Source organism: Hyphomicrobium sp. DMF-1, assembly GCF_027886585.1.
Taxonomy (GTDB): Bacteria; Pseudomonadota; Alphaproteobacteria; order Rhizobiales; family Hyphomicrobiaceae; genus Hyphomicrobium_C; species Hyphomicrobium_C zavarzinii.
Genome location: NZ_CP115706.1, coordinates 2,778,963 through 2,800,459, shown reverse-complemented (window position 1 = coordinate 2,800,459; position 21,497 = coordinate 2,778,963). Strand labels below are relative to the sequence as shown.

General features: G+C 63.7%; 27 protein-coding genes and 1 tRNA gene. 13 read left to right on the top strand and 15 right to left on the bottom strand.

The window, feature by feature from the left end; translation table 11 throughout:
- Positions 1-32: 32 nt before the first annotated feature.
- Complete coding sequence (locus PE058_RS12800) at positions 33-1,754, bottom strand: long-chain-fatty-acid--CoA ligase (protein WP_271028561.1); 1,722 nt, start codon at positions 1,752-1,754, stop codon at positions 33-35.
- 439 nt (positions 1,755-2,193) lie between these two features.
- Here PE058_RS12800 and PE058_RS12795 point away from each other — a divergent pair, with 439 nt between their 5' ends.
- The 4 genes from PE058_RS12795 (at position 2,194) to PE058_RS12780 (ending at position 4,902) form a co-directional block, all read left to right on the top strand.
- The gene (locus PE058_RS12795) at positions 2,194-2,460 is read left to right on the top strand and encodes an acyl carrier protein (RefSeq protein ID WP_020086550.1); all 267 of its coding nucleotides are present in this window, start codon (positions 2,194-2,196) and stop codon (positions 2,458-2,460) included.
- A 108-nt stretch (positions 2,461-2,568) separates the two neighbouring features.
- The gene (locus tag PE058_RS12790; protein WP_020086551.1) at positions 2,569-3,813 is read left to right on the top strand and encodes a beta-ketoacyl-[acyl-carrier-protein] synthase family protein; all 1,245 of its coding nucleotides are present in this window, start codon (positions 2,569-2,571) and stop codon (positions 3,811-3,813) included.
- 68 nt (positions 3,814-3,881) lie between these two features.
- Positions 3,882-4,328 (top strand): cyclophilin-like family protein, encoded by a 447-nt coding sequence (locus tag PE058_RS12785; RefSeq protein ID WP_271028560.1) that lies wholly within the window; start codon positions 3,882-3,884, stop codon positions 4,326-4,328.
- 85 nt (positions 4,329-4,413) lie between these two features.
- Positions 4,414-4,902: a cyclophilin-like fold protein gene (locus tag PE058_RS12780; RefSeq protein WP_020086553.1), complete on the top strand. Its 489-nt coding sequence runs from the start codon at positions 4,414-4,416 to the stop codon at positions 4,900-4,902.
- Between the two features lie 124 nt (positions 4,903-5,026).
- Here PE058_RS12780 and PE058_RS12775 read toward each other — a convergent pair whose 3' ends face one another.
- Together PE058_RS12775 and PE058_RS12770 are read right to left on the bottom strand one after the other, a co-directional pair.
- Positions 5,027-5,311 (bottom strand): hypothetical protein, encoded by a 285-nt coding sequence (locus tag PE058_RS12775; RefSeq protein WP_271028559.1) that lies wholly within the window; start codon positions 5,309-5,311, stop codon positions 5,027-5,029.
- A gap of 153 nt (positions 5,312-5,464) precedes the next feature.
- A complete protein-coding gene (locus PE058_RS12770) occupies positions 5,465-6,181 on the bottom strand; it encodes an N-acyl amino acid synthase FeeM domain-containing protein (RefSeq protein ID WP_020086555.1) in 717 nt (238 codons plus the stop codon).
- Between the two features lie 777 nt (positions 6,182-6,958).
- On the opposite strand from PE058_RS12770, the gene PE058_RS12765 reads away from it, so the two are divergent.
- The gene (locus PE058_RS12765) at positions 6,959-8,431 is read left to right on the top strand and encodes a methyl-accepting chemotaxis protein (RefSeq protein ID WP_271028558.1); all 1,473 of its coding nucleotides are present in this window, start codon (positions 6,959-6,961) and stop codon (positions 8,429-8,431) included.
- Positions 8,432-8,510: 79 nt separating this feature from the next.
- Here PE058_RS12765 and PE058_RS12760 read toward each other — a convergent pair whose 3' ends face one another.
- Both PE058_RS12760 and PE058_RS12755 read right to left on the bottom strand, forming a co-directional pair.
- Positions 8,511-8,798 carry a hypothetical protein gene (locus tag PE058_RS12760; RefSeq protein WP_271028557.1) on the bottom strand — a complete coding sequence of 96 codons (288 nt, stop codon included), beginning with the start codon at positions 8,796-8,798 and terminating at the stop codon, positions 8,511-8,513.
- 305 nt (positions 8,799-9,103) lie between these two features.
- Positions 9,104-9,179 (bottom strand) — tRNA-Ile (locus PE058_RS12755).
- A gap of 193 nt (positions 9,180-9,372) precedes the next feature.
- On the opposite strand from PE058_RS12755, the gene PE058_RS12750 reads away from it, so the two are divergent.
- Positions 9,373-10,089, top strand: a complete 717-nt coding sequence (locus PE058_RS12750) for an SIMPL domain-containing protein (RefSeq protein ID WP_271028556.1) — start codon at positions 9,373-9,375, stop codon at positions 10,087-10,089.
- 63 nt (positions 10,090-10,152) lie between these two features.
- Here the strand turns inward: PE058_RS12750 and PE058_RS12745 are convergent, their stop codons facing one another.
- The 5 genes from PE058_RS12745 to PE058_RS12725 form a co-directional block, all read right to left on the bottom strand.
- On the bottom strand, positions 10,153-11,058 hold the full coding sequence (locus PE058_RS12745; protein WP_020086562.1) for a carbon-nitrogen hydrolase family protein: 906 nt from the start codon (positions 11,056-11,058) through the stop codon (positions 10,153-10,155).
- On the bottom strand, positions 11,058-11,648 hold the full coding sequence (locus PE058_RS12740; protein WP_271028555.1) for a GNAT family N-acetyltransferase: 591 nt from the start codon (positions 11,646-11,648) through the stop codon (positions 11,058-11,060). Before PE058_RS12740 ends, PE058_RS12745 begins: the two co-directional genes overlap by 1 nt.
- Before the next feature lie 50 nt (positions 11,649-11,698).
- Positions 11,699-12,124 (bottom strand): ketosteroid isomerase-related protein, encoded by a 426-nt coding sequence (locus tag PE058_RS12735; RefSeq protein ID WP_020086564.1) that lies wholly within the window; start codon positions 12,122-12,124, stop codon positions 11,699-11,701.
- A 161-nt stretch (positions 12,125-12,285) separates the two neighbouring features.
- Positions 12,286-12,579, bottom strand: a complete 294-nt coding sequence (locus PE058_RS12730; RefSeq protein ID WP_020086565.1) for a hypothetical protein — start codon at positions 12,577-12,579, stop codon at positions 12,286-12,288.
- 53 nt (positions 12,580-12,632) lie between these two features.
- On the bottom strand, positions 12,633-13,052 hold the full coding sequence (locus PE058_RS12725; RefSeq protein WP_271028554.1) for a secondary thiamine-phosphate synthase enzyme YjbQ: 420 nt from the start codon (positions 13,050-13,052) through the stop codon (positions 12,633-12,635).
- Positions 13,053-13,101: 49 nt separating this feature from the next.
- Here PE058_RS12725 and greA point away from each other — a divergent pair, with 49 nt between their 5' ends.
- From greA to PE058_RS12705, 4 genes are all read left to right on the top strand, one after another.
- Positions 13,102-13,569, top strand: coding sequence for a transcription elongation factor GreA (greA, locus tag PE058_RS12720; protein WP_020086567.1), 468 nt, complete (start codon positions 13,102-13,104; stop codon positions 13,567-13,569).
- A 169-nt stretch (positions 13,570-13,738) separates the two neighbouring features.
- Positions 13,739-14,044: a hypothetical protein gene (locus PE058_RS12715; protein WP_020086568.1), complete on the top strand. Its 306-nt coding sequence runs from the start codon at positions 13,739-13,741 to the stop codon at positions 14,042-14,044.
- A 174-nt stretch (positions 14,045-14,218) separates the two neighbouring features.
- The gene (locus PE058_RS12710) at positions 14,219-14,698 is read left to right on the top strand and encodes a hypothetical protein (protein ID WP_020086569.1); all 480 of its coding nucleotides are present in this window, start codon (positions 14,219-14,221) and stop codon (positions 14,696-14,698) included.
- 150 nt (positions 14,699-14,848) lie between these two features.
- Positions 14,849-15,397 (top strand): BPSL1445 family SYLF domain-containing lipoprotein, encoded by a 549-nt coding sequence (locus tag PE058_RS12705; protein ID WP_020086570.1) that lies wholly within the window; start codon positions 14,849-14,851, stop codon positions 15,395-15,397.
- A 24-nt stretch (positions 15,398-15,421) separates the two neighbouring features.
- On the opposite strand, the gene PE058_RS12700 is transcribed toward PE058_RS12705, so the two are convergent.
- Both PE058_RS12700 and PE058_RS12695 read right to left on the bottom strand, forming a co-directional pair.
- Positions 15,422-16,978 (bottom strand): diguanylate cyclase, encoded by a 1,557-nt coding sequence (locus PE058_RS12700; RefSeq protein WP_271028553.1) that lies wholly within the window; start codon positions 16,976-16,978, stop codon positions 15,422-15,424.
- Between the two features lie 132 nt (positions 16,979-17,110).
- Positions 17,111-17,587, bottom strand: a complete 477-nt coding sequence (locus PE058_RS12695; RefSeq protein ID WP_271028552.1) for a YbhB/YbcL family Raf kinase inhibitor-like protein — start codon at positions 17,585-17,587, stop codon at positions 17,111-17,113.
- Between the two features lie 117 nt (positions 17,588-17,704).
- On the opposite strand from PE058_RS12695, the gene PE058_RS12690 reads away from it, so the two are divergent.
- Positions 17,705-18,688, top strand: coding sequence for a zinc-dependent alcohol dehydrogenase family protein (locus PE058_RS12690; protein ID WP_271030617.1), 984 nt, complete (start codon positions 17,705-17,707; stop codon positions 18,686-18,688).
- On the opposite strand, the gene PE058_RS12685 is transcribed toward PE058_RS12690, so the two are convergent.
- Complete coding sequence (locus PE058_RS12685) at positions 18,660-19,268, bottom strand: nucleoside 2-deoxyribosyltransferase (RefSeq protein ID WP_271028551.1); 609 nt, start codon at positions 19,266-19,268, stop codon at positions 18,660-18,662. The genes PE058_RS12690 and PE058_RS12685 overlap by 29 nt on opposite strands.
- Before the next feature lie 3 nt (positions 19,269-19,271).
- Positions 19,272-19,637 carry a hypothetical protein gene (locus tag PE058_RS12680; RefSeq protein WP_020086575.1) on the bottom strand — a complete coding sequence of 122 codons (366 nt, stop codon included), beginning with the start codon at positions 19,635-19,637 and terminating at the stop codon, positions 19,272-19,274.
- A gap of 171 nt (positions 19,638-19,808) precedes the next feature.
- On the opposite strand from PE058_RS12680, the gene PE058_RS12675 reads away from it, so the two are divergent.
- Together PE058_RS12675 and PE058_RS12670 are read left to right on the top strand one after the other, a co-directional pair.
- Complete coding sequence (locus PE058_RS12675) at positions 19,809-20,045, top strand: hypothetical protein (RefSeq protein ID WP_020086576.1); 237 nt, start codon at positions 19,809-19,811, stop codon at positions 20,043-20,045.
- Between the two features lie 144 nt (positions 20,046-20,189).
- Positions 20,190-20,384 carry a hypothetical protein gene (locus tag PE058_RS12670; RefSeq protein ID WP_020086577.1) on the top strand — a complete coding sequence of 65 codons (195 nt, stop codon included), beginning with the start codon at positions 20,190-20,192 and terminating at the stop codon, positions 20,382-20,384.
- Positions 20,385-20,578: 194 nt separating this feature from the next.
- On the opposite strand, the gene PE058_RS12665 is transcribed toward PE058_RS12670, so the two are convergent.
- Entirely contained in the window at positions 20,579-21,361 is a 783-nt protein-coding gene (locus PE058_RS12665; protein ID WP_271028550.1) for a hypothetical protein, read from the bottom strand.
- Positions 21,362-21,497: the final 136 nt, after the last annotated feature.

Sequence of the window (21,497 nt, the reverse complement as noted above, 5' to 3'; positions counted from 1 at the left end):
GGGGCGGGCGGAGAGCGAGACGCGGTGCCGGATCAGGCTCCGCGCGATTTCTGCGCCTCCTCGGCCTTGAGCTCCTTCTTGGAGAGCTTGCCGATCATCGTCTTCGGCAGCGTCTCCCGGAACTCGATCTCGGCTGGAAGCTCGAGCTTGGAGAGCTTCACTTCGAGATGGGACATCAGCTCCGCGCGTGTCGCGCTCTGTCCGGACTTGAGCTTCACGAACGCCTTCGGCGCCTCGCCGCGATATTTGTCGGCGACACCGATGACGACCACCTCCTCGACGGACACGTGCTCGTAGAGCGCTTCCTCGATCCGGCGCGGATAGACGTTGTAGCCGGAGCAGATGATGAGGTCCTTGATGCGGTCCACGATGAAGAAGAAGCCGTCCTCGTCCATCACGCCCACGTCGCCCGTTCTGAGGAACGGCCCCGCGAACTGGGCGGCGGTCTCGGCCGGCCTGTTCCAGTAGCCGCGCATCACCTGCGGCCCCGAGATGCAGACCTCGCCGCGCTCGCCAAGGGGCACCTCACGCATCGGGTCGGTGAGATCGCGCAGCGAGACTACTGTGCCGGGCAGCGGCAAGCCGATCGAGCCGCTCTTCTGTTTGCCCTCGAGCGGATTGCAGGTGACCACCGGGGACGCCTCGGAAAGTCCGTAGCCTTCGACCAGCGAGCACCCGGTCGCCGCCTCGAAGCTGTCCTTGACCTCGACCGGCAGCGCCGCCCCGCCCGAGAGACAGAACTTGAGGCACTTGAGATCGTAAGAGGCGATGCGCGGATGATTGAGGAGCGCATTGAACAGGGTCGGCACGCCCGGCATGATGGTCGGCCGGTGCTTGGCGATCAGCTCCAGCGCCTCGCCGAGAACGAAGCGGGGCATCAGGATCATCTCGGCCGCAACCTTCACGCCGAGGTTCATGACGACCGTCATCGCGAACACGTGGAAGAAGGGAAGCGCCGCGAGAACCCTCTCTTGTCCGTAGACGAGGTCGGGCGCCCACGCCGCGATCTGGGTCACGTTGAGATAGACGTTTGCGTGCGTCAGCATCGCGCCTTTCGGCGTCCCGGTCGTGCCGCCCGTGTACTGCAACACAGCAATGTCCACGAGCGGGTTGATCTCGACCGGCGCGAAGGCCTGCGGATCGGCGAGCACCTCGCTTTCGAGCCGCAGCCGGTCGCGCACCGTAGAGTTGCGCGGGCGGGCAAGCTCCTTGCCCTTCAGCAGCTTGAACAGCACGGCCTTGGCCGCGGGCAGCAGCGCGGGGAACGAGCAGACCACCGCGCCCTTGAGCACCTTCTGCTCGATGAGCTTCTCGACCTTGTCGAACAGCACCTTGAGATCGAGCGTCACCATCAGCTCGGTCTCGCTGTCCTTCACTTGGAAGGTCAGCTCTTCGAGCGAGTAGAGAGGATTATAGTTGACGACCACGCCGCCTGCCTTGAGCACGGCGAAGTAATAGATGACGAACGTGGGGCTGTTCGGAAGAAAGAGACCCACTTTGGTCCCTTTGATCACTCCGAGTTGCTGGAGGCCGCTGGCGGCCCGGTCCACCATCTCGCCGATCTCGCCGTAGGTGAGGCTCCGTCCGAGGAAGGAGGTGCAGGGGCGGTCGGGACTTTGGCCGGCGGCCTTGTCGATCAGGCTGAACAGCGGCTCGGCCACGAGCGGCATGTGCCAGTCGACGCCTTCAGGATAGCTTTTGATCCAGGCATGGGCTGCACGGTCGGAACCCTGAGCCATCCCAGTGAATGCCATCAATTATCCTCCCGAGCTGCCCGGTTAGGGTGGCGGGCCCGGAAACCCGCGTCTGCGTGTCGCGCAGGGGTCTCGAGGCTTTCTCTATCCTCCGGGCAAGCATTATCTGTAGTTTGAGCGTGACGCCGAACGCTGCTTCGGACATTCAACACTTTTTTCCACCTTTCGCCTAGGCCTGCGCCCCAAAAACGCGACAGGTGAAGATGTATCCCATGGAACTTCGTAGCGTTCCGGGATCTGACATGTGTGGACGTGAGTGGACTTGTGCCGCGTGGCCGGACGGGGGTACATCCCGCTGGCTGGACTTCAGGTCGGTTTAAGGATATGTGACGCCCAAGCTTGTGATAATTGCAGCCCTGATCTACTTAAGTGTCTGATTACTTAAGTCGAGTAACACGGGGTCCCTGCAAGTCGCGTTGGGCAGGGTTTGGAGAGCGAGATGGACGAAGTCGCAACCAAAATCATTGATATTCTCAAGAAGCACATGAAGGAGCCGAGAGACGATATCTCTCTCTCCACCGCTCTGACGGATCTCAAGATTGAGTCGCTAGACCTTGCGATGATTGTGTTCGACATCGAAGATACCTTCGGTATCGAGATTCCCTACAACGCCAACGAAGATGTCGGCGACTTCAAGACCGTCGGTTCGGTGGTCGAAAAGGTTAAGGGATTGGTGGCCGCAGGCCCTGCCGCGGCGAAGGCGTAACGGCTTGATTGAAGGTTTTTCGAGCTTTGACCTCTGGTCGCCCGTATGGCGCGGCCAGGGGACGGGCTCGGCTTGCCTTGCGCCGTGGATCTTAGGATTAGTAGAGAAATGACAAAGGGCAACGGCACACGTCGTGTGGTCGTCACGGGGCTTGGCGTGGTTACGCCGATCGGCCTCAACGTGGCCGATTTCTGGGCCAGCATGAAGGCCGGAAAGTCGGGAGTGAGTGAGCTCGGCGGGTTCCCGCTGGATGACCTCAAGATCCTGATCGCTGCCCAGATCAAGGACTTCGATCCCAAGGTCCGCCTCAAGAATTACAAGCGCGACAAGATCATCGTGCACGCGGATCGCTACTCGTGGTTCGCCGCAGCGGCTGCCGAGGAGGCCGTCGCCCAGTCGGGGATCGAGTTCCCGGTCGCGAACCCCTATCGCGCGGCCTGCATCATCGGTTCGGGCGCGGGTGGTCTCACCACCTTCGAGAACGCCTACCGCGATCTTTTCATCCACAACAAGCGCGCCACGAACCCGCTGACGCTGCTGCGGATCATCGGCTCGTCCGCCTCCGCCCACGTCGGCATCGAGTATGGCATCAAGGGGCCCACGTTCGCCACCTGCTCGGCCTGCTCGACGGCGTCGCACGCCATCGGCATCGCCCGCGACTACATCCAGAACGATCTGGTGGACGTCGCCATTGCGGGTGCCTCCGAGAGCGTCATCAACTACGGTACGATGAAGGCCTGGCAGGCGCTTCACGTTCTCTCGCCCCAGGGCTGCTTCCCGTTCGCGAAGCGCCGCAACGGCACCGTTCTGGGCGAAGGCGCAGGTATTCTGGTGCTCGAGGAGTACGAGCACGCCAAGCGCCGCGGCGCCACGATCCTCGCCGAGCTGTCCGGCTACGGCATGGCCTCCGACAGCCAGGACATGGTTAAGCCGACGGTCGAGGGACCGAGCTACGCCATGCAGATGGCGCTCGACGACGCCAAGATCGAGGCCTCCGAGATCGATTACCTGAACGCGCACGGCACCGCGACCAAGGACAACGACATCAACGAGACCAAGGCGATCAAGAACGTCTTCAAGAACGCCGCCTCGAAGGTCGCCATCTCCTCCACCAAGTCCATGACCGGCCATCCGCTGGGCGCGGGCGGCGGCATCGAGGCCGTGGCCTGCATCAAGGCCATGCAGGAGAGCTGGGTTCCGCCGACGATCGGCCTCGACGAGGTCGACCCCGAGTGCGATCTCGACTACGTGCCGAACGTGGGTCGCGACCTCAAGGTTAACTACGCGATGTCGAACTCCTTCGCGTTCGGTGGCCTCAACGCGGTTCTCATCTTCGGCCCGCCGCCGGCCTGATAGGCCTCTCCGCGACCGAGCGCGCAAGACCTTGATCGGGAGACCGAACTCGGTCTTGATGACGCTCCATGCCGACGAATCTGCTTCGCAAACGGCCGACACCGGCCCCGGCGCCCGATCAGCGGCGCCGGGCGGAAGGCGCCCCGCGCCGTGTCCTTATCAAGGCTGGCCGCATCGCCATCCGCGCCGAGCTGCTGGCCACGCCGACGGCGGACCGTATCTGGGCCGCCCTCCCGATCTTCTCGACTGCCGAGACGTGGGGGCAGGCCATCCACTTCGAGACACCGGTCGAAACCGGCCGCGAGCGCGGTGCGAGGATGCTCGCCAAGCCCGGCGACGTCTGCTTCTGGGTGGAGGACGACCGTGTTCTTATTGCCTTCGGCCCCACGCCGATTTCCCGGCCAGGCGAAATTCGCTTGCCAAGACCCTGCAATATTTGGGCAAATGCGCTAGATGACGTGACCCTCTTGAAGGATGTCACGCCAGGTGAGAAAGTATCGCTGACGGCCGCATAAACCATCTTCTGCCACTTTCGTGCGAACCGAAGTCGCTCGATCGCGTTGGAAGCATGCGGGCCGTCCAAAAAGGTCTCGGGAGGCTGTGGTGCGGCACATACTCATCAGAGCGGGAAAGGTGACGATTCGGGCGCGGCTGCTGGCCACGCCGACTGCGGATCGCATCTGGAACGCACTGCCTATCAACGGCGCCGTGCAGACCTGGGGCAAGGAAGTCTACTTCCGCACGCCCATCTCCCATGACATCGAGCCGGATGCGCGCGTCGTCGTCAGTAAGGGCGAGATCGCGTTCTGGCCGGACGGGGACGCCATCGCAATCGGATTCGGCGCAACCCCGATCTCGAAGCGCGGCGAGATCCGCTTTACCAGCAAATGCAACGTCTGGGCCGTCGCCATCGATGACGTCGACCAGTTGAAGAACGTCTATCCCGGCGAGCTGGTCTCGGTGGTCGAGGCCGAAGCTGGCGATGCCGCCTGGCACAACGGCACGTCCCATCGCGATGGCCACCACGCCCCCCACCACATGCACGCCGCCCTCTGCCCCTCGGTCGACGAAGGCGGCCCCGGCGGCTGATTGGGCCGCGCACCTCATCATCGAGCCGAATTAGGAAAGGCCGGAGCGTGGAGAGACGCCCCGGCCTTTTCTCATCCGATCGTGCGATCGGGAAAGACGCTGATTTTTTCGAAAGCGGCCACGCTTACTTGGAGGCGACCTTCTTTTCGACGACCGACTTGGAAACCTCGCCGGCGGCGACGAGCGCGTTGATGCAACGCGAGGAGAGGTTCTTGCCGACGGCGCGCATGCACTGGCGGACGCCGGAGCTGTCCGGATCGTGCTGGCTGCAGTGGGCGTAGTAGTCGGAGGCGCAGGCCATCTTCACGGCGAGGCTGGTGGCATTGGCGTGGCCGGAGGCGGCGAGGCTGCCGAGTGCGAGAGCGGCTGCGAGGGCTGCGCGGGCCGTCAGGATGGTGATCGGGGACATGGCTCTCTCCATCGCCAGGGGTTGATGGGAGAAATTTCGCTCAAAACCGCCCCGCACGCTGTTCCCGGCGGAACGAGAAACAAAAAGCCGAAAAAAATCGCCCCCGGGACTCATCCCAGGGGCGCATACTTGCGAAATCCAATTGTCCGGAGGCTAGGCCCCGTTGCCCGGCTCGATGCCGAGAAGCGCGGGAAGACGCGTGCGAAGGTCCTGCAACTCCGCCGTGTCGATCTTGAAGAACATGTTCTTCGCCACCCGGCGTTTCAGGGCGTCATCGAGCGCCCGCTCGAGCAGCACCACCGGCACGTCTCCCGGCGGATAGAACTGGGGCGGTCCCATAACCTTGAAATCGAGCACATGCTCGTAGAACTTCCGCCACTTCGTCTGGGTGGCGACGAGGAGATGCTTGGCATCCATCGCGATGCACGCCGTCACGCCTGCGCGGATCGCAGCGGCATAGAGGCGGGCGCGATAGCGGGTGTTGGTGATGTCGGGATCGATCGAAAGGCGAGACAACTCAACGACGAGGCCTTGCGCACCGTCCTTGACCCGCTGCACTTCCGGATAGACCTTCTCGCAGGGAAGCGAAGGAGCCGTGGCACCCGGCACGTAGAAGCTCAGGCGCAGCGTCGCGATGCAGGCCCCGCGCCGGAACAGCGCTGCCACCACCGTGGTTTTGAAATCGTCGTAGGCATCCGTGTAGATGCCGAACGGTGAGGGCTCGATCAGCCCCGCGCGCACATAGCCGCGGTGCCGGAGCGCCAGCGCCTCACGGCGATTGTCGGACGCCGAATACCAGCACGTCGATACGACGCCATCGGATTGCCCCTCATCCCAGGGCGCGTCTTCGAGCTTGGTTTGAGGTTTCAATGGATGTCTCGGCTATGTGATGGTGGCGGGAAAGTAACGGCCCTCAAGCGGGCAGAACGTACTCTCAGATAATTAAGTTCCGCAAGGCGGCAATTGATTTCGGTTGAGACCGAATGTCACGGAAAGGTAAAAAAATCTTCGGAGAGGAATTTCCGCCACCATCCCGAAGACCGCGACGTCTTATCTGAGTCGGCAGAATTAACGAAAAGTGAAGGCAAGAGGAGGTCCCGTACGCGGGGACGGAACGAGACCTCCTCCTCGTTTGCCGAGACAAGGATGAGGGCAAATGTCTCGGTGGAGAGGATCGTGACGGCGGTTTGGATAACGAAATCTGAATAGAAAAAATAAAGTTCGGCCCACGGAATAAACCAATCGGAGTACCGTTTTTTACCCCTCCGGCGCATACCAACGCTGCGGATTTGGCCGCGCAAAATTCATTAACGGCTGCCCGGATTTCGCGCAGGGCCGACGATTTGAATTTTTTGTCTCATTGGTGAATTTGAAAAAATAGCGGGCGCATCGCCCCACCGGGAAAGCCGCGGAAAATCCTTTGAATGACAAAGGTTATCGAGCGCTGGCGTGCCGAATGGGTAAATCTATTTCCCGGGACGAAAATAGTAAAATCTGCAAAAATATTCCCTGTCATTAAGGCCCTATTATCCTTAATACGCCAGCATTGACGCAACTTATAGATGCAGTGATGGCAGACGATGCGCGCAGCCGGAGCGCCGTCGCGTCGCGTCCAACCGGTCGCCTCCCCCAAGAAGGAATGCCGCCATGTTCAGCGCCAAGACGAGCGAGCTGCAATCCAAGCTTGATGCGCTCGACAGATCCCAGGCCGTCATCGAGTTCAATCTCGACGGCACCATCATCACCGCCAATCAGAATTTCCTCGCAGCCGTCGGCTACTCGCTACCCGAGGTTCAGGGACGGCATCACGGCCTCTTCGTCTCGCCGGCAGAGCGCTCGAGTGCCGCCTACGCGAATTTCTGGGCCGCCCTGAACCGCGGCGAGTTCCAGTCCGGCGAATACCTGCGGCTTGGAAAGGGCGGCAAGGAGATCTGGATACAGGCGACTTACAACCCGCTGCTCGATGCATCCGGCAAGCCGTACAAGGTGGTCAAGTTCTGCAGCGACATCACGGCCAGGAAACTTCAGGCCGCCGACTACGAGGGCCAGATCGCGGCCATCGGCAAATCCAACGCCGTCATTCATTTTCATCTCGACGGTACCATCATCACCGCCAATCCGAACTTCCTCGATGCGACGGGGTACACGCTCGACGAGATCTCAGGCCGCCACCACCGCATGTTCGTGCCCGAGGCGGACCGCACCAGCGCGGCCTACGCCGCCTTCTGGGAGAAGCTGAAGCGCGGCGAGTTCCAGGCGGGAGAATTCAAACGCGTGCGCAAGGGCGGCAAGGAGCTGTGGCTCCAGGCGACCTACAACCCGATCTTCGACGCGGCCGGCCGCCCGTTCAAGGTGGTGAAGTTCTGCACCGACATTACCGCGCAGGTGCGCATGAAGGCGGCGCTGAAACAGACCATCGATATCGATCTCGGCAAGGTCACGCAGGCCATCGCCGACAGCACCGGCCAGATCTCGAGCGCGGCCATGTCGTCGGCCGCGACGGCCACCAACGTCCAGGCCGTGGCATCGGCGGCCGAGGAGCTGGTGACGTCGGTGCGCGAGATCGGCCGGCGCGTCGACGAGGCCTCGCAGATCACCAATCAGGCGGTCACTATCGGCAAGCGCACCAACCAGATCATGTCCGGCCTCGCGACGTCCACGGAGCGCATCGGCCAGGTTGTGAGCCTCATCAACACCATTGCCTCGCAAACCAATCTTCTGGCGCTCAACGCCACCATCGAGGCCGCGCGCGCGGGCGAGGCAGGCAAGGGGTTCGCCGTCGTTGCCTCCGAGGTGAAGACGCTCGCGAGTCAGACGGCCAAGGCCACGGCCGAGATCGCCGCGCAGATCGGCACTGTGCAGGCAGGAACCAGCGATGCGGTGACGGCCATTCAGGAGATCACGGTCGTCATCAATTCCATCAACGACATCTCCAACGGCATCGCCGCCGCGATCGAGGAGCAGGGCGCCGTGACTCAGGAGATCTCCGCGAACATGCTGACGGCGTCCAACGGCGTGCAGGCGATCACCGACAACATGACCCGGATCGCAGGCGCCACCGAGGCCGCAAGCGCCTCCGCACGCACGGTGATGGAAGCCTCGAAAGCCCTGGTCGCCTGACGAGGCGGTCCGCATCGACGAAGAGGAATGGCAAGCGCCAGCCTGCGCCGCGCTGTTCCGGTAGAGCCGCGCTCAGGGCTCAATGATGAGCGCGTTCCAGCCCCGAGATCGCATCGAGCACGATGCGGCGGAGCTGATCGGCAGGATAGCCATGAAGCGCATCGCCATAGGCAAGGCGCAGCCAGTGGCGCATGTCCCGCAGACGGCAGATCGCCGAGGGATTGCGAATGGAACGTTCGAGCGCGTCGCACTCGGCGAGCACGACCCTGAGCGCGTGCGGGTTTTTTCCGATTGGCGTCGCCGCCACCCGGTCGAACAGGGCTTCGCAGCGCAGCGTGGTGTCGTCAGTCGGGCGCGTGTCGAGCATGAGAGCCTCCGCCGGAAAGGACCACGGAGACAAGGTTAACCCGATTTCACAGCCCAACGGGCCATCCTTCTGCGCACGATCCACAGACATCGAACGAAAACCGGGACCGGCAGCGCAAATTTGGTGTGGCGGCTGCGCGCAAGCAAAAGTGGTGGAGGTGAGAGGAGGATCCTCGATCCGGAACCATCGCGCGCAGGGTTGGTGTGGCGGCTGCGCGCAAGCAAAAGTGGTGGAGGTGAGAGGAGGATCCTCGATCCGGAACCATCGCGCGCAGGGTTGGTGTGGCGGCTGCGCGCAAGCAAAAGTGGTGGGCCCGCCAGGACTCGAACCTGGAACCAGGCGGTTATGAGCCGCCAGCTCTAACCATTGAGCTACGGGCCCCCTTGTCGGAACGCGTCCGGGCCGGCCGGTGCAGACCGGCAAGGAGCCGATGCCGCGAAGAGGGCCGGCTCCAGGAGGGCGGGGACCCTCTATAACAGAGTTCGCACGCGCCGCCAGCCGTCAGGCTTGCCGCGCCCGGCCTTCATTCCTCCCCGAACATGTCCTACGCAAAAGCTCCCAACAGGAGGACTTTATGCGACTGACGACGAAACTGGGGCCCGCAGCGGTGTTCGCCGCTGCGTCTGCCATGCTGATGTTTGCGACCCCGCTCCGCGCCGAGGACAAGATCATGGACCGTCTGATCACCGTATCCGCAACCGGTTACGTGACGGCTGAGCCCGATCAGGTGCGCCTCTCGTCGGGTGTCACGGCCGAAGCGAACACGGCCGAGGCCGCGCTCTCCGCCAACACCGAGAAGATGAAGGCAGTCGTTGCGGGCCTCAAGGAGAGCGGCATCGACGCCAAGGACATTCAGACGAGCAACTTCAGCGTCAATCCGCGCTACACCTCGCCGCGCGACGGCGCACCGCCCGTCATCGACGGCTACGTGGTCTCCAATCAGGTCGAGATCCTGATCCGCGATCCGAAGTCGCTCGGCGCGCTTCTCGACAAGCTCGTGAGCCTCGGCGCAAACCAGATCAACGGCCTCAACTTCGTCGTGAGCAAGGAAGAGACTCTGAAGGACGACGCGCGAAAGGAAGCCGTGGCGAACGCCCGTAGGCGCGCCGAGCTTCTGGCCAAGGCCGCCGGTGCCGACGTTGGCGAGGTCGTCTCGATCGCCGAGGAGGTCGGCTACGGCGGACCGCGCCCGATGGGGATGGCACGCGCCGCCAAGATGGACGCAGCGCCGATCGAAAGCGGCAGCGAGACGCTCGAAGCGCGTGTCACCGTCACCTGGAAGCTGAAGTAAGAACAAAGAGAACGCGGTGCCGCCGGTTTCCGGCGGCGCCGCGCACCACGTCTGCTGCGCGCTCTAGGCGAGCGTCACCGTCTCGACCGTGTGCTTCAGCGGCTCAGCGCCGGGCTGCGATGGCCAGTCGCCAAAGTTGCGCATCTCGCCGCTCGTGCGCAGCCGCCTCAGCGCCGCGAGATCGACCGCAGCCGAGACCCACATCGACTCGTTGAGCGTCCCCTGGGCCAGGATGCCGTCGTCGCTCACACCGTTCTCGGGCGGCACGTAGATGCCGGCAGCACCCACGTTGTGATCCACGGCCGGAGACCACACGGCATCTCCCACAGTCGGGCTCTGCACGGTGACGATGGTGTTCTCGAGCGCGCGCGCCTTGGAGCCGGTGCGCACGCGATGATAGCCCGATATGCGCTCGGTGCAGGAGGGAACCAGGATCGCATCCGTGCCGGCCTCCACGGCCGCGCGGGCAAGCAGGGGAAACTCGCTGTCGTAGCAGATCAGCACCGCGATCTTGCCGAGCCGCGTCTCGAACACGCGCAGCGGTCCGCCCGCCGTCACGCCCCAGTCGTGCTCGAACGGCGTCATGATCAGCTTTTCCTGCACGCCCACGGACCCCGCGGGAGTGACGAGCTGGGCTGCGTTGACGAAGCGGTGCCCGTCCTTGGCGGGACCAGAGCCCACGAGGATGTGAACGTTGTGCTTCTTCGCGAGCGCAGCGTGAAGCGCGACGCGCGCCGGCGCCAGCTCCGCCACCCGTTCGAGCGTCGTGGTGAGATCGTTGTAGACCTCGGGGCCAAAGCAGGCGGCTTGCTCGATCGCAGCGTATTCCGGAAAGACGAGAAGTTCGGCGCCCGTTGCCGCGCCCGCGTGCACCCACGTCGCGATCTTGTCTTCCCACTCGCCAAGCGAGCCGGGCTGGCCGATCGGATACTGGGCAGCGGCGATCTTGAGAGTTTGCGGAGCGGCCATCAGAGCTTTTTCATCCAGAACTGCATCACGTGCGTGGTTTCTTCGGCCTGATCCACGTCTTTCCAGTCGTAGGTGGCGGTGAGGCCGGGAACCGGAGCATAGCCGCGCTTGCCCCAGAACACATCGAGCGGGATGTACTCCTTGGGCTTCAGGGGATGGTCGTCAGGGCGCACCACGCGGCAGAAGGTCGAGTGGGTGAAGCCGCCCAGGGCGTAGGCCTGCGCCTCGCGAAGCTCGAAGAACTTGTGTCCGAGCCCATGCCCGCGATGGCTTGTGAGCAGAACGCTCTCGCCACAATAGAAGATCTTGGAGAGATCGTAGCCCGCCTTCCGGAACGGCTCGCCGAACTCGTCCGCGTGCTCGATCATCGGCGCCCCCGTGGAGGCGCCGACCACGAGATCGCCGTCGCGCGCGACCACGCAAACGGCGCCCTTCGCCTTGGCGAACTTTGCGAGATACTCCTCCTCGTACTCCAGCGTGCCGTCGTAGAGGTACGGCCAGTCGCGGAACACGGTGATGCGAAGCCGGGCAAGATCGGGAAGAACCGTCTTGATGTCGTCCCCGGTGAGCGCGCGAACGTCGATGCTCATCTCGTCTCCTTCTCGAAGGGGAGGCGGGCCAGACCAATCAGGCTGAACTATCAGGCAACCTGAGCGATCCAGTCGGTGAGGTTGTAGTAGGTGGTGACACGCGAGATCTTGCCGTCGCGGATCGCGAAGAAGGTGCCGGCCGGCAGAACGTAGGTCTGGCCCTTGGCAGGCGGCAGCTCGCTGTCGGTGTTGATGTAGGTGCCGTTCACGTTGAACTCGGCGGCAGCCCGCGTGCCATCCTTCGAGACGAGCACCACGATCTCGGTCAGGAGCTCCTTGTAGTGATGCGTCATGCGCGCGTTGAACGCGCGGAACTTGTCCTTGCCGACGCGGCGCTCACCCTGGTTCACGTCGTGGATCACGTCGTCGGTGAGGTGGGCGAGCATGCCCTCGCTGTCGCCCGAGTTGAAGGCGTCGTAATAGCTGCGGATCAGCTTGGCCGTCTCGATGCGGGTCTTGCTTTCGGCGTCGCTCATGGGAGCCTCCCTTGAATTGAGATTGGAGGCCTCCTTAGCAGGTTGCGGCCTGCTACTCAAAGGGGCGGCGGAGAATCGCTGCGCGACAAAGAGCATCGCGCGGCAACCGTCCGCCGCCCCTGGATTGTCGGCCGATTCGTTAACGCTGATCGGTCCCCTTGCTACCGCTTCTTGGCGGCCGTCTTGCGGGCGGGCGCCTTCTTGACGACGCGCTTAACGACCTTCTTGGCCGGCGCTTTCTTGGCGGCAGACTTCTTGGCAGCAGTCGGCTTCGCGGCGGCCTTGACCTTCTTACGGACACCCTTGAACGGCTTCTTGTCCGCTTTGACGTCGAGGAACTTGCCGGTCTTGTCGTCCCGCTTCGTCCAGGTGCCGGTCAACTTGTTCTTGATCTGCGAGCGCTTCTTCACCGCGCCCACGCGGCGATCGTCGCCCGCTTCCTTGTTCTTCGCCATGTGATGATCTCCTGTCGAAATGCGAATGCGATTGTCAGACTTGTGAGTGTGGGTTACGCGCCCAACACATGCAACACGATCTTTCGCTGATGCGGCTGTCGGCGATGCTCGAAGAGATAAAGTCCCTGCCAGGTGCCGAGCACGAGATTGCCGTTATGAATCGGAATCGTGAGTGACGTCTGCGTCAGCGCGCTTTTGACGTGCGCGGGCATGTCGTCGGGTCCCTCCATCGTGTGCACGAACAGCGGATCGCCGTCCGGCACCAGCCTGCGGAAGAACGCGACGAGGTCACGCTGAACGTCAGGGTCCGCATTTTCCTGGATGACGAGAGATGCCGACGTGTGGCGGCAAAACGCGGTGAGCTGCCCGATGCCGATGCCGCTTTCTCGCGTGAACGCGTGTGCGGCCGCGCTGATCTCGTACAGACCCTGACCGGATGTCGCGACCGTGATTTCCTTTTGCGCTTGGCGCATCCGCACGTGTTCCTCGTGATTTTTCCCTTGTCGTGCTTATATTAGCCCCATGAGCAGAGCATTCGTCAAAGAACCGGATGGCCTCGATGCGTTCGAGGAGCTTCCCGAGCGTCTGGTGTCCGAGAACCCCAACCTCGTCACCGAGCAAGGCCTCGCGCAGATCGAGAGCGAGGTCGCACGCCTGTCGCGCGCTTATGCGGAAGCGCAGAGCGCGGGTGATCGCGCCGCCCTCAACGCCGCCGCGCGCGATCTGCGGTATTGGTCCGCGCGCCGCGCCTCCGCCGAGTTGGTGCCCGCGCAGTCCGACACCAGCGAGGTGCGCTTCGGCGCTCGCGTGACGATCGAGCGCGCCGACGGCCGGCGCCAGACCTATCGCATCGTCGGAGAGGACGAGGCGGATCCCGGCAAAGGCACGCTCTCCTATGTGTCGCCGCTCGCGCGCGCGCTCCTCGGCAAGTCCGTGGGCGACACGGCCACCGCTGGAGCGGGCGAGGTCGAGATCATCGCCATCGCCTAGCGCGCTCCGCATCAAAAGCGCCACCCCGGAAAAGGCGTGGTTAAGAAGGCCGGCAGCCGAAGTTGGTCCTGTTCCTTAGGAAACAGCATCAACGAGCGAGGCGGCCTATCACGCTTTTGCTCGGTGCCGTCGGGGCCCGGCAATCACTCAGTATCCAGGAGATTTCAGAATGAGCACCGTCCTCCGCGCAGGCATCGCCGCGCTTGCAGTTTCTTGTTTGGCAGTCACGGCCGCCACCGCCGCGGTCGCAGGCCACCGCGCGGACCGGGAGAGCGGCGAGGCAGAGGTGATGGGCGTCGGCCCTGCGGCACGCGATGCCGCCATCTCGGCCGCCATCGCCGACTGGAAGCGTGAGGTGCGCGAAGAGACCGGCCACACCCCGCGCTGGCGCACCGCAACCGAGAAGAAGATCGAGTGCGAAATCGAGCGCGGCCGCAAGACCGAATGCGAGGTCAAGGCTCGTCCCAACTTCTGATCGGGCATTGAATTTTCCCATCGGGGCCGAGGCGTGCGAGCATGCCCCGGCCCTGATTTTTTGGACACACGGCCTCCCCCGCGCGTGCCGCCGGGTGGCCGGAAGACTTGCCGAAGGGTCCGCGCAAGATTTAGAGTCGGCACTTAAGGAAAGATACGCGGTCCGGGGGTGAGCATGCAGGCTCTGGGACGGTCTACGATCAGGTACGGGGCGCTGTTGCTGATGGCGGCGGCGCTCGCCGCAGCGGTCGGCTTGGCACGTGCTCAAGAACAGGCGGACGCTCGCCTCGTCGAGGTGAAGCTCGGCCTCAACAGCATGAGCAAGACCGAGCGCGAGACGCTGTGGCGCCGCGTCGACGAATACGCGACCGTGGACGCCCTGCAGGAGTTCTGCGGCAAGAAGCTCAACCTTCAGGGACGCACCTGGGCGGCGGTGAGCCCCTGCGTCGAGGTTCGTTCGCTGCGCAGGGTGGCGGCCGTCTTCCGCGCCAAGAAATCCGAATATCTCAAAGGCTGGGAAACGGCCCACGGAGAGCCCGAGAAGAAGAAGGCGCTCTGCGAGAGCTGGAAGTCGAAGCTCACCGAGTATGCGCGCATCATCGACGGGCACATCTCGGAAGCCAAAACCATGTGCAGCGCGTGCCTGTTCTGCTGAGGTTAGCCCGTTTCTGCCTTCCCGATGGCATGTTCCCGGCAAATCCGTGCCACATTGGCTCCACGGGATATCCGTAGCTTTTACGCACCGGTGAGCGGCACCGGATTGATTCGCGGGCTTTGCGCCTGCCAGAACAGGAAGAGACGACCTATGCCGAAGATGCTCGCCCTCAACGTCGTCCTGGCCTTAGCCCTTTTGGTCGGGGCGGCACGGGATGCCAGCGCCGCCTCCGGCTACGAGATCGATACCGATGTCGACGCCGCGCTCCACCGCTTTTATCGCACCGTCGGCGGGTCCCGGGAGCTTGTGCGCGATGCGGCCGCCGTTCTGGTGTTTCCCTCCGTCGTGAAGGCGGGCATGGGCTTCGGCGGCGAGTACGGCGAGGGCGCGTTGCGCCGCCACGGGCGCACAGAAGCCTACTACAACACGGTCTCCGCGTCCGTCGGCTTCCAGCTCGGCGTGCAAGCGCGTACCGTCATCATCCTCTTCATGACCGAGGAGGCGCTCGGCAGCTTCCGCCGCAAGCACGGCTGGAAGGTCGGCGTGGACGGCTCCGTGGCGCTCGTCACCGTGGGCGTCGGCGGGTCGGTCGACACCAATCAGATCACGAAGCCCGTCATCGGCTTCATTCTCGATCAGAAGGGTCTGATGTACAATCTTACGCTCGAGGGCTCGAAGATCTCCCGCATCGATCGCTGAGCGTCGTTCGGGTCGCGGCTGGTCTCAAGCGGCCTCGACGGACGGGCTCGAGACCGCCTCGGGCTGACGAGTCGCCACCGCGCTCGATCCGATCGCGCGCTGCAGCGTGCGGGCAAGCTCCGACGCGATGTCCGTGTCGAGGGCCTCGTCGTAAACGCGCGAGCAGCCGCGTCCGTCACGCTTGGCGCGGTAGAGCGCCACATCCGCCTTCGCGAGCCAGGCGTCGATCGAGAGCGTGGACGGCGTTTCGAATGCCGCCACGCCGATGCTGACGCTGACATTGAGCAGACGCCCGTCGAACAGGACCGGCTGCGTGAGCGCTTTTTCCACGATCTCGGCAATGAGCGCCGCATCCTCGCGCCTTGCCATCGGCGTGGTGACGGCTGCGAACTCGTCTCCGCCGAGGCGGGCTGCGATCACGAGGCGCTCGTTCAGCGCCTTGAGCCGGCCTGCGATTGCGCAGAGCACGGCGTCGCCCGCTGCGTGTCCCATGGTATCGTTCACCGCTTTGAAGTAGTCGCAGTCGATCAGCATCACCGCCGATACGCCGTCCTGCTTGCCCGCGCGCGTGAGGAGGTTTGCGAACACGCTCATGAACCAGCCGCGGTTCGCGAGTCCCGTCGCCGCGTCGTGGCGTGACGCATGGATGGCGGCCTGCTCGCTTTCGGAGAGGCGCTGCGTCAGCCGGCGCACGGTAAATGCGGCGAGCAGCGTCATCATCGCGATGAGACCGAGCGAGAGCGCGATCGCCGGCAGGGCCGCCAGCAGGATTGCATGTCCGGGCGAGGAGAAGTCCCACGTCACGTGCGTCACAACGTTGCCGTTCGCATCGCGGAGCGCGAGCGTATGCTCGCCCGTGGCCTCGGTGTGGTTCGCCGGCACGTGCTCGAGGCCATCGATATGCGAGAGCGACTCGAGCTTGTCGAGCAGCGGTTCGGTCAGGAACTGCACGCCGAGCAGCAGGGTCGGCTCGTTCGGTGTCTCGTGGTCCTCCACATCGGGCGTGAACGGCGATACGGTCACCATCGCCGACTGCCCGTCGAGCCGGATCAGGTCGTTGACGTAGATGCCGTCGGTCATGGCGCCCGGCATGCGCTCTCCGAACCCGTCGCCTGCGGCGCGAGCCGATTTGTAGAGCATGCGCGCCCGCTCGATCGGGCGCGAGGCCGCTGCGATGAGCGCCGCGCCGCGCTCCGGCGAGGGCGCACCTTCGAGCTCGCTCGAGAAGATCACGTTGCTGCGGGAGTCCACGATATAGAGCTGCTGGATGCCTTCTGGAGAGATCGCATCCTTGCCGAAGTTCTCGCGGATCCAATCCTGCCGCTTCGACAGCACGACATTGCGGAACGCGGTGTCCCACATGGTCTGCGACAGCAGCTCCGAGGCGTGCAGCTCGCCCAGCAGCTTGATGCCGCGCTCGAGGGCCGCCGTCTCGCGCTTGAGCGCGTTCTCGTTGATCTTGTTGACGACCATCAAGGCGTCTTTGCCGAGCAGGATCACAGCCACGAGCGCCGGCAGGCCGATAGCCAGACCAACCCATCGCGCAAGTGCAACGCCATTCGAGCTGTGACCGTGAGTCATAGCGGATCCCCCCGTTTTGCCCTGATCAACTGCCAAGGGTATCCGGGAGTCCTTGAGGGGCGTACAACACGGGACCTAAAATGCCGCCCTTTGCGGAAAGCTTTTGTTGACCAAGACGTCCGTGCCCGTGCGTCAATGGCTCTTGAGATAGGTGCCCATCAACGTCGCCTGGGCCAGAACGTGGCCCTTCATTGCCGTTTCCACATCCGCCTTGGTGGGACTGGAAAGGCCTTCGAGGCGGGCGTCGAGGGCATAGAGCTTATGAAAATACCGGTGTCGCCCGATGGGAGGGCAGGGGCCTCCGAAATCGGCCCGGCCCCAGTCGTTGAGGCCGGTCGCGGTCCCTTCCGGCAGGCTTGCCGCGCTCACGCCCTCGGCCAGCCCTTTCGATCCCGGCGGCAGATTGTAGAGCACCCAATGTACCCAGGTGCGCTGGGGCGCGGCGGGGTCGGGCGCATCCGGATCGTCCACGATCAGGACAAGGCTCTTCGTGCCCGCTGGCGCGCCATCCCACATCAGCGGCGGAGAGACGTCCTTGCCCTCGCAGGTGTAGGTGCTCGGAATGGCCGCGCCGTCGGCGAAGGCCGGGGAGATCAGGGTTAGCGTCATGGCACCTCCGTCGTCGCTGGGTCGAGATCAGATCTCGATCAAGGCAGGCTCCCCTGACATGATATCGAATGCCTCTCCTTTCCGCACGGTTCCATGAAGGAGCGCCGTATGCCGACCATGAAAGCCATGCTGCTCGATGCGCCGGGAAAGCCGTTGCGGCTCGCGGAAGTGCCGCGCCCGGAGCCCGGCGCGGCCCAGGTGAGGGTGAAGGTCGCGGCTTGCGGGGTGTGCCGCACGGACCTGCACGTGGCCGATGGAGACCTGACGGAGCCGAAGCTTCCCATAATCCCCGGCCACGAGATCGTGGGACGGGTGGACGCAATGGGCGCCGGTGTCACGCGCTTCACCTTGGGGCAGCGCGTCGGCATCCCCTGGCTCGGCCACACCTGCGGGACCTGCCCCTACTGCCGCGAGGGCCATGAAAACCTGTGTGATCACCCGGGCTTCACCGGCTATCAGATCGACGGCGGCTATGCCGAGTACACCGTCGCGGATGCGGACTACTGCTTTCCAATTCCCCAGGGCCTCGGCGATGTGGAGGCCGCACCTCTGCTCTGCGCCGGGCTGATCGGCTATCGCTCGCTGCGCATGGCGGGGAAGTGCCGCACGCTCGGTATCTACGGGTTCGGCGCCGCAGCCCACATCGTCGCTCAGGTGGCCCGGCACGAAGGCATCGAGAGCTATGCCTTCACGCGGGCCGGAGACAGCCAGGCGCAAACCTTCGCCCGCGAGCTCGGTTGCGTCTGGGCTGGTGCGTCGGATGCAGCCCCGCCCCAGCCGCTCGATGCGGCGATCATCTTTGCACCCGTCGGCGCCCTGGTGCCCTTGGCCCTGAAAGCGGTGCGAAAGGGCGGCACCGTCGTGCTCGGCGGCATCCACATGAGCGAAATCCCGCCAATGCCCTATCGCATCCTGTGGGAGGAGCGCGTGATCCGCTCGGTCGCGAACCTCACGCGCAAGGATGCCGAGGAGTTCCTCGACCTCGCGCCGCGCGTGCCCGTGCGCACGCACACGACCGCAGTGCCTTTGGCAGAAGCCAACATGGCCCTGGATCGTCTCCGCCGCGGCGATCTCACCGGCGCACTCGTTCTCGTTCCCTGAACATGTCTGCGGCCAGCGCGAGGCAATCGCGAAAGCCGTCCAGATCCGAGAGCACGCGATCGGGCGCCACGTCGCGCAGGACGAAGCGCCCGCACGTATCGAGCACCGCGATCGCGATCATCAGGTTCTCGGCGAGACCGAAATCCTCGATGTCGGCCTGCCTCGTCTCCTGATCCCACCACGCCCGCGCGGCCTCCGGCGTCGCCCGCACGCGCGCCGCATGGTCGGCCGCGACATTGCTGTAGCCGAGCACGGGCCGCCCGAGCGCGCGCATGAAGCCGATCTCGAACGCAGTTCCCGCGTCCATGCTCACGCCGCGAAAGGGCGTGCAGTTCGCGATCATCAGGTCGCAGCTCCGCATCAAGCTTTCGTTGCCGTGGCTGATGGCGCGTGCGAGCGCTTCCGGTGAGAGCGAGGCCGCGTCCGCGATGGCGTTGTCGAGGGGGAAGACGCCCGTGAACCCGAACTTCGTGCAGAGCCGCTTCTTCTCCGCGCCCTGGGCGAGCGCGTCCGGAAAGAAAACCTCGGGTCCCGCAAGATAGACCCTGGGCGCTCCGCTTACCTTCGTGCTCTCCGTCACCCGCTAGCGCTCCTTGCCGCTCTCGACGTGAAAACGGTGCAGCACGCGATGCGCGATAGGCGCCAGCACGAACCCTGCGCCGATGACAATGATGAGCCCCGAGAGGATGGCGTAGCTTCCCGCGAAGATCTTGCCCGCCGTGGTGTGCAATTCCGAGACCGGTCCCATGCCGGAGAGGATCATCGCCGCGTTCACGAACGCATCCGCGAGCCCCATGCCCTCGGTGATCGTATAGCCCGCCATTCCGAGCGCGAGCCCGCCGAGCGTCAGCAACGACCAGAGGCCGATCGCGCGCGCCATCCGGTTCAGGAAGGCGTGCCGCGGGATCACGGTTTGGGTGCGGCTCTCGAACTGGGTCAACCCGCGCATATCTCGTCTCCGCCCGGCCTCGAAGCAGTGAAAGGGGAACGCAACGCGCCAACTTACGATGTGCTGCGTCTATCCTCCAGCCTCGGGGCGCCCGAACGGATGCATCGACAGAGCAGGGCTATCTCTGCGAGACTGCCGTGAACGAGAGAACAGCAGCTTGAAAGGAGCGCCATGCCGCTGAGCCTGCGTGCCGCAATCGCCGTGATCCTGGCGGTGAGCGCCCTCCCGCCCGCCGCGCTGGCCGAGCGCGGACGAACCACGGCCGTTCGCCAGCCTCTGGTCTCGCCCCCGGTCAAGGACTGCACCCGCATCAATGGGCGCATCGGCTACTACGCCAATCCGTGGTGCTCGCCTGCCGAGCAGGAGCGCTGGGACCGCTGGGAGGCTGCTCGCGTGAAGTTGCGCTGAGGCGGTGTCCGGCCCCGTGAGGTCTGTTACAACCATCTGCAATGATTTGAATTTTTTGTAATGTTCTCGCCACAGGAACGCCGTTGCGGCGCCACGTCCGATTCCTACATGTCCACCGGTAGCTCAACAGCTCGGAGGACATCCATGCAGACCACAAGCGTGTTCCAGACCAACGCCGCCCAGGTTCGCGACGAGACTTACAAGAGCATCATCGAGCACGCCAAGGCGCAGGCGCGCCGGTATGCGGCGCTGGATACGCGGGAAGGGCGCACCGCCGCGGTCGCCGTGCTGCGCTTCGCCCGCAGCCTCCGCGCCCGCCGCAGCAGGCTCAACGCCTAGTCCGAAGCTCGGCGCGCCGGACGACAAAGCCCCCGGGTCCTCTCGGGGGCTTTTGCTTTTACGCTCTCAGGTCCATTTTTCAAACATGAGTACCGCCTGTACGGAATTGTCCTGCCACGTAGCATCTGCCAAGTCCTGAACTTGTCTTCGTACTTCAAACCTTTGGTCGAATTAGATTGGGAGCAGTTTGGTTCTTAAGCCTGGGGCTGCCCTCTCTCGTTCATCCGGTTAGCAAGCATTCCCATGATCCCCCTAACAAGCTCCATTAGGTGACGCGCCTCCTCGCCGGTATACTTGTCATCAAGGTGCATAGTCGCGTTGCGGTAAGGGTTTTGCATTCCAGCCAGTGCACCGTAAACTTCATCAAAGAATCTGGCGTCGCCACCCATTCGACCGGTATTAGCGGGCCACCGCCGATCAATTTCAGCCTTAATGGCCTTCAGAGTACTGCCCCAGCTCCGCTCTGCGCCCCGAGTAGGATCGGAAATACCAAGGCTGCGCGCTATGGCTCGAATTCCAGCTTCAAGACACCGGATCGAGTGAAAAGCGCTAGCTGTTGAGCGCTCCAGAGCCAGGCACCTACCGGCCTCTTCAACCTCATAAGTGACAGATGGAAACTGTTCGGCTACCACCGCCCCGAAAAGTGGGTTGGATTGTGAATAGAACGGGGCTTGAGCAGCCTCCACCTGCAGAAACAGCATTTCCTCCAGCTCGTCGCGGAGACGATTGTAAAGCTCCGACAACATCGGCTGGACACTGGCGGAGCTCGCCCCAGGCGTTTCAAACATGTGCTCTTTAATTCGCAATAAAACTTTGACAACGCTGGCCATCCCCATTCGATCCGCCTCTCGCTGCAATTCGCCCAGAGTCGCGGCCAGCGAACCCCAATCGGGGTCTTTCGAATGGCGAAGAATGACCAACGCCTGTCCCAGTACGGAAGAGATCCGGCAGAACGCAGAGGCGTCATACTTTAACATGGTCCACGAGCTCCAGAGCGTTTCGGGCGCCATTCGGTTCGGTCCAAATAGCCCCACGTAAAAAAGGACGGCGAAAGACGCAATAAAAAAGCCAAGCTTCCTCGGGGCATGTGTTCTTGGAAAAACGCAAAGCGCA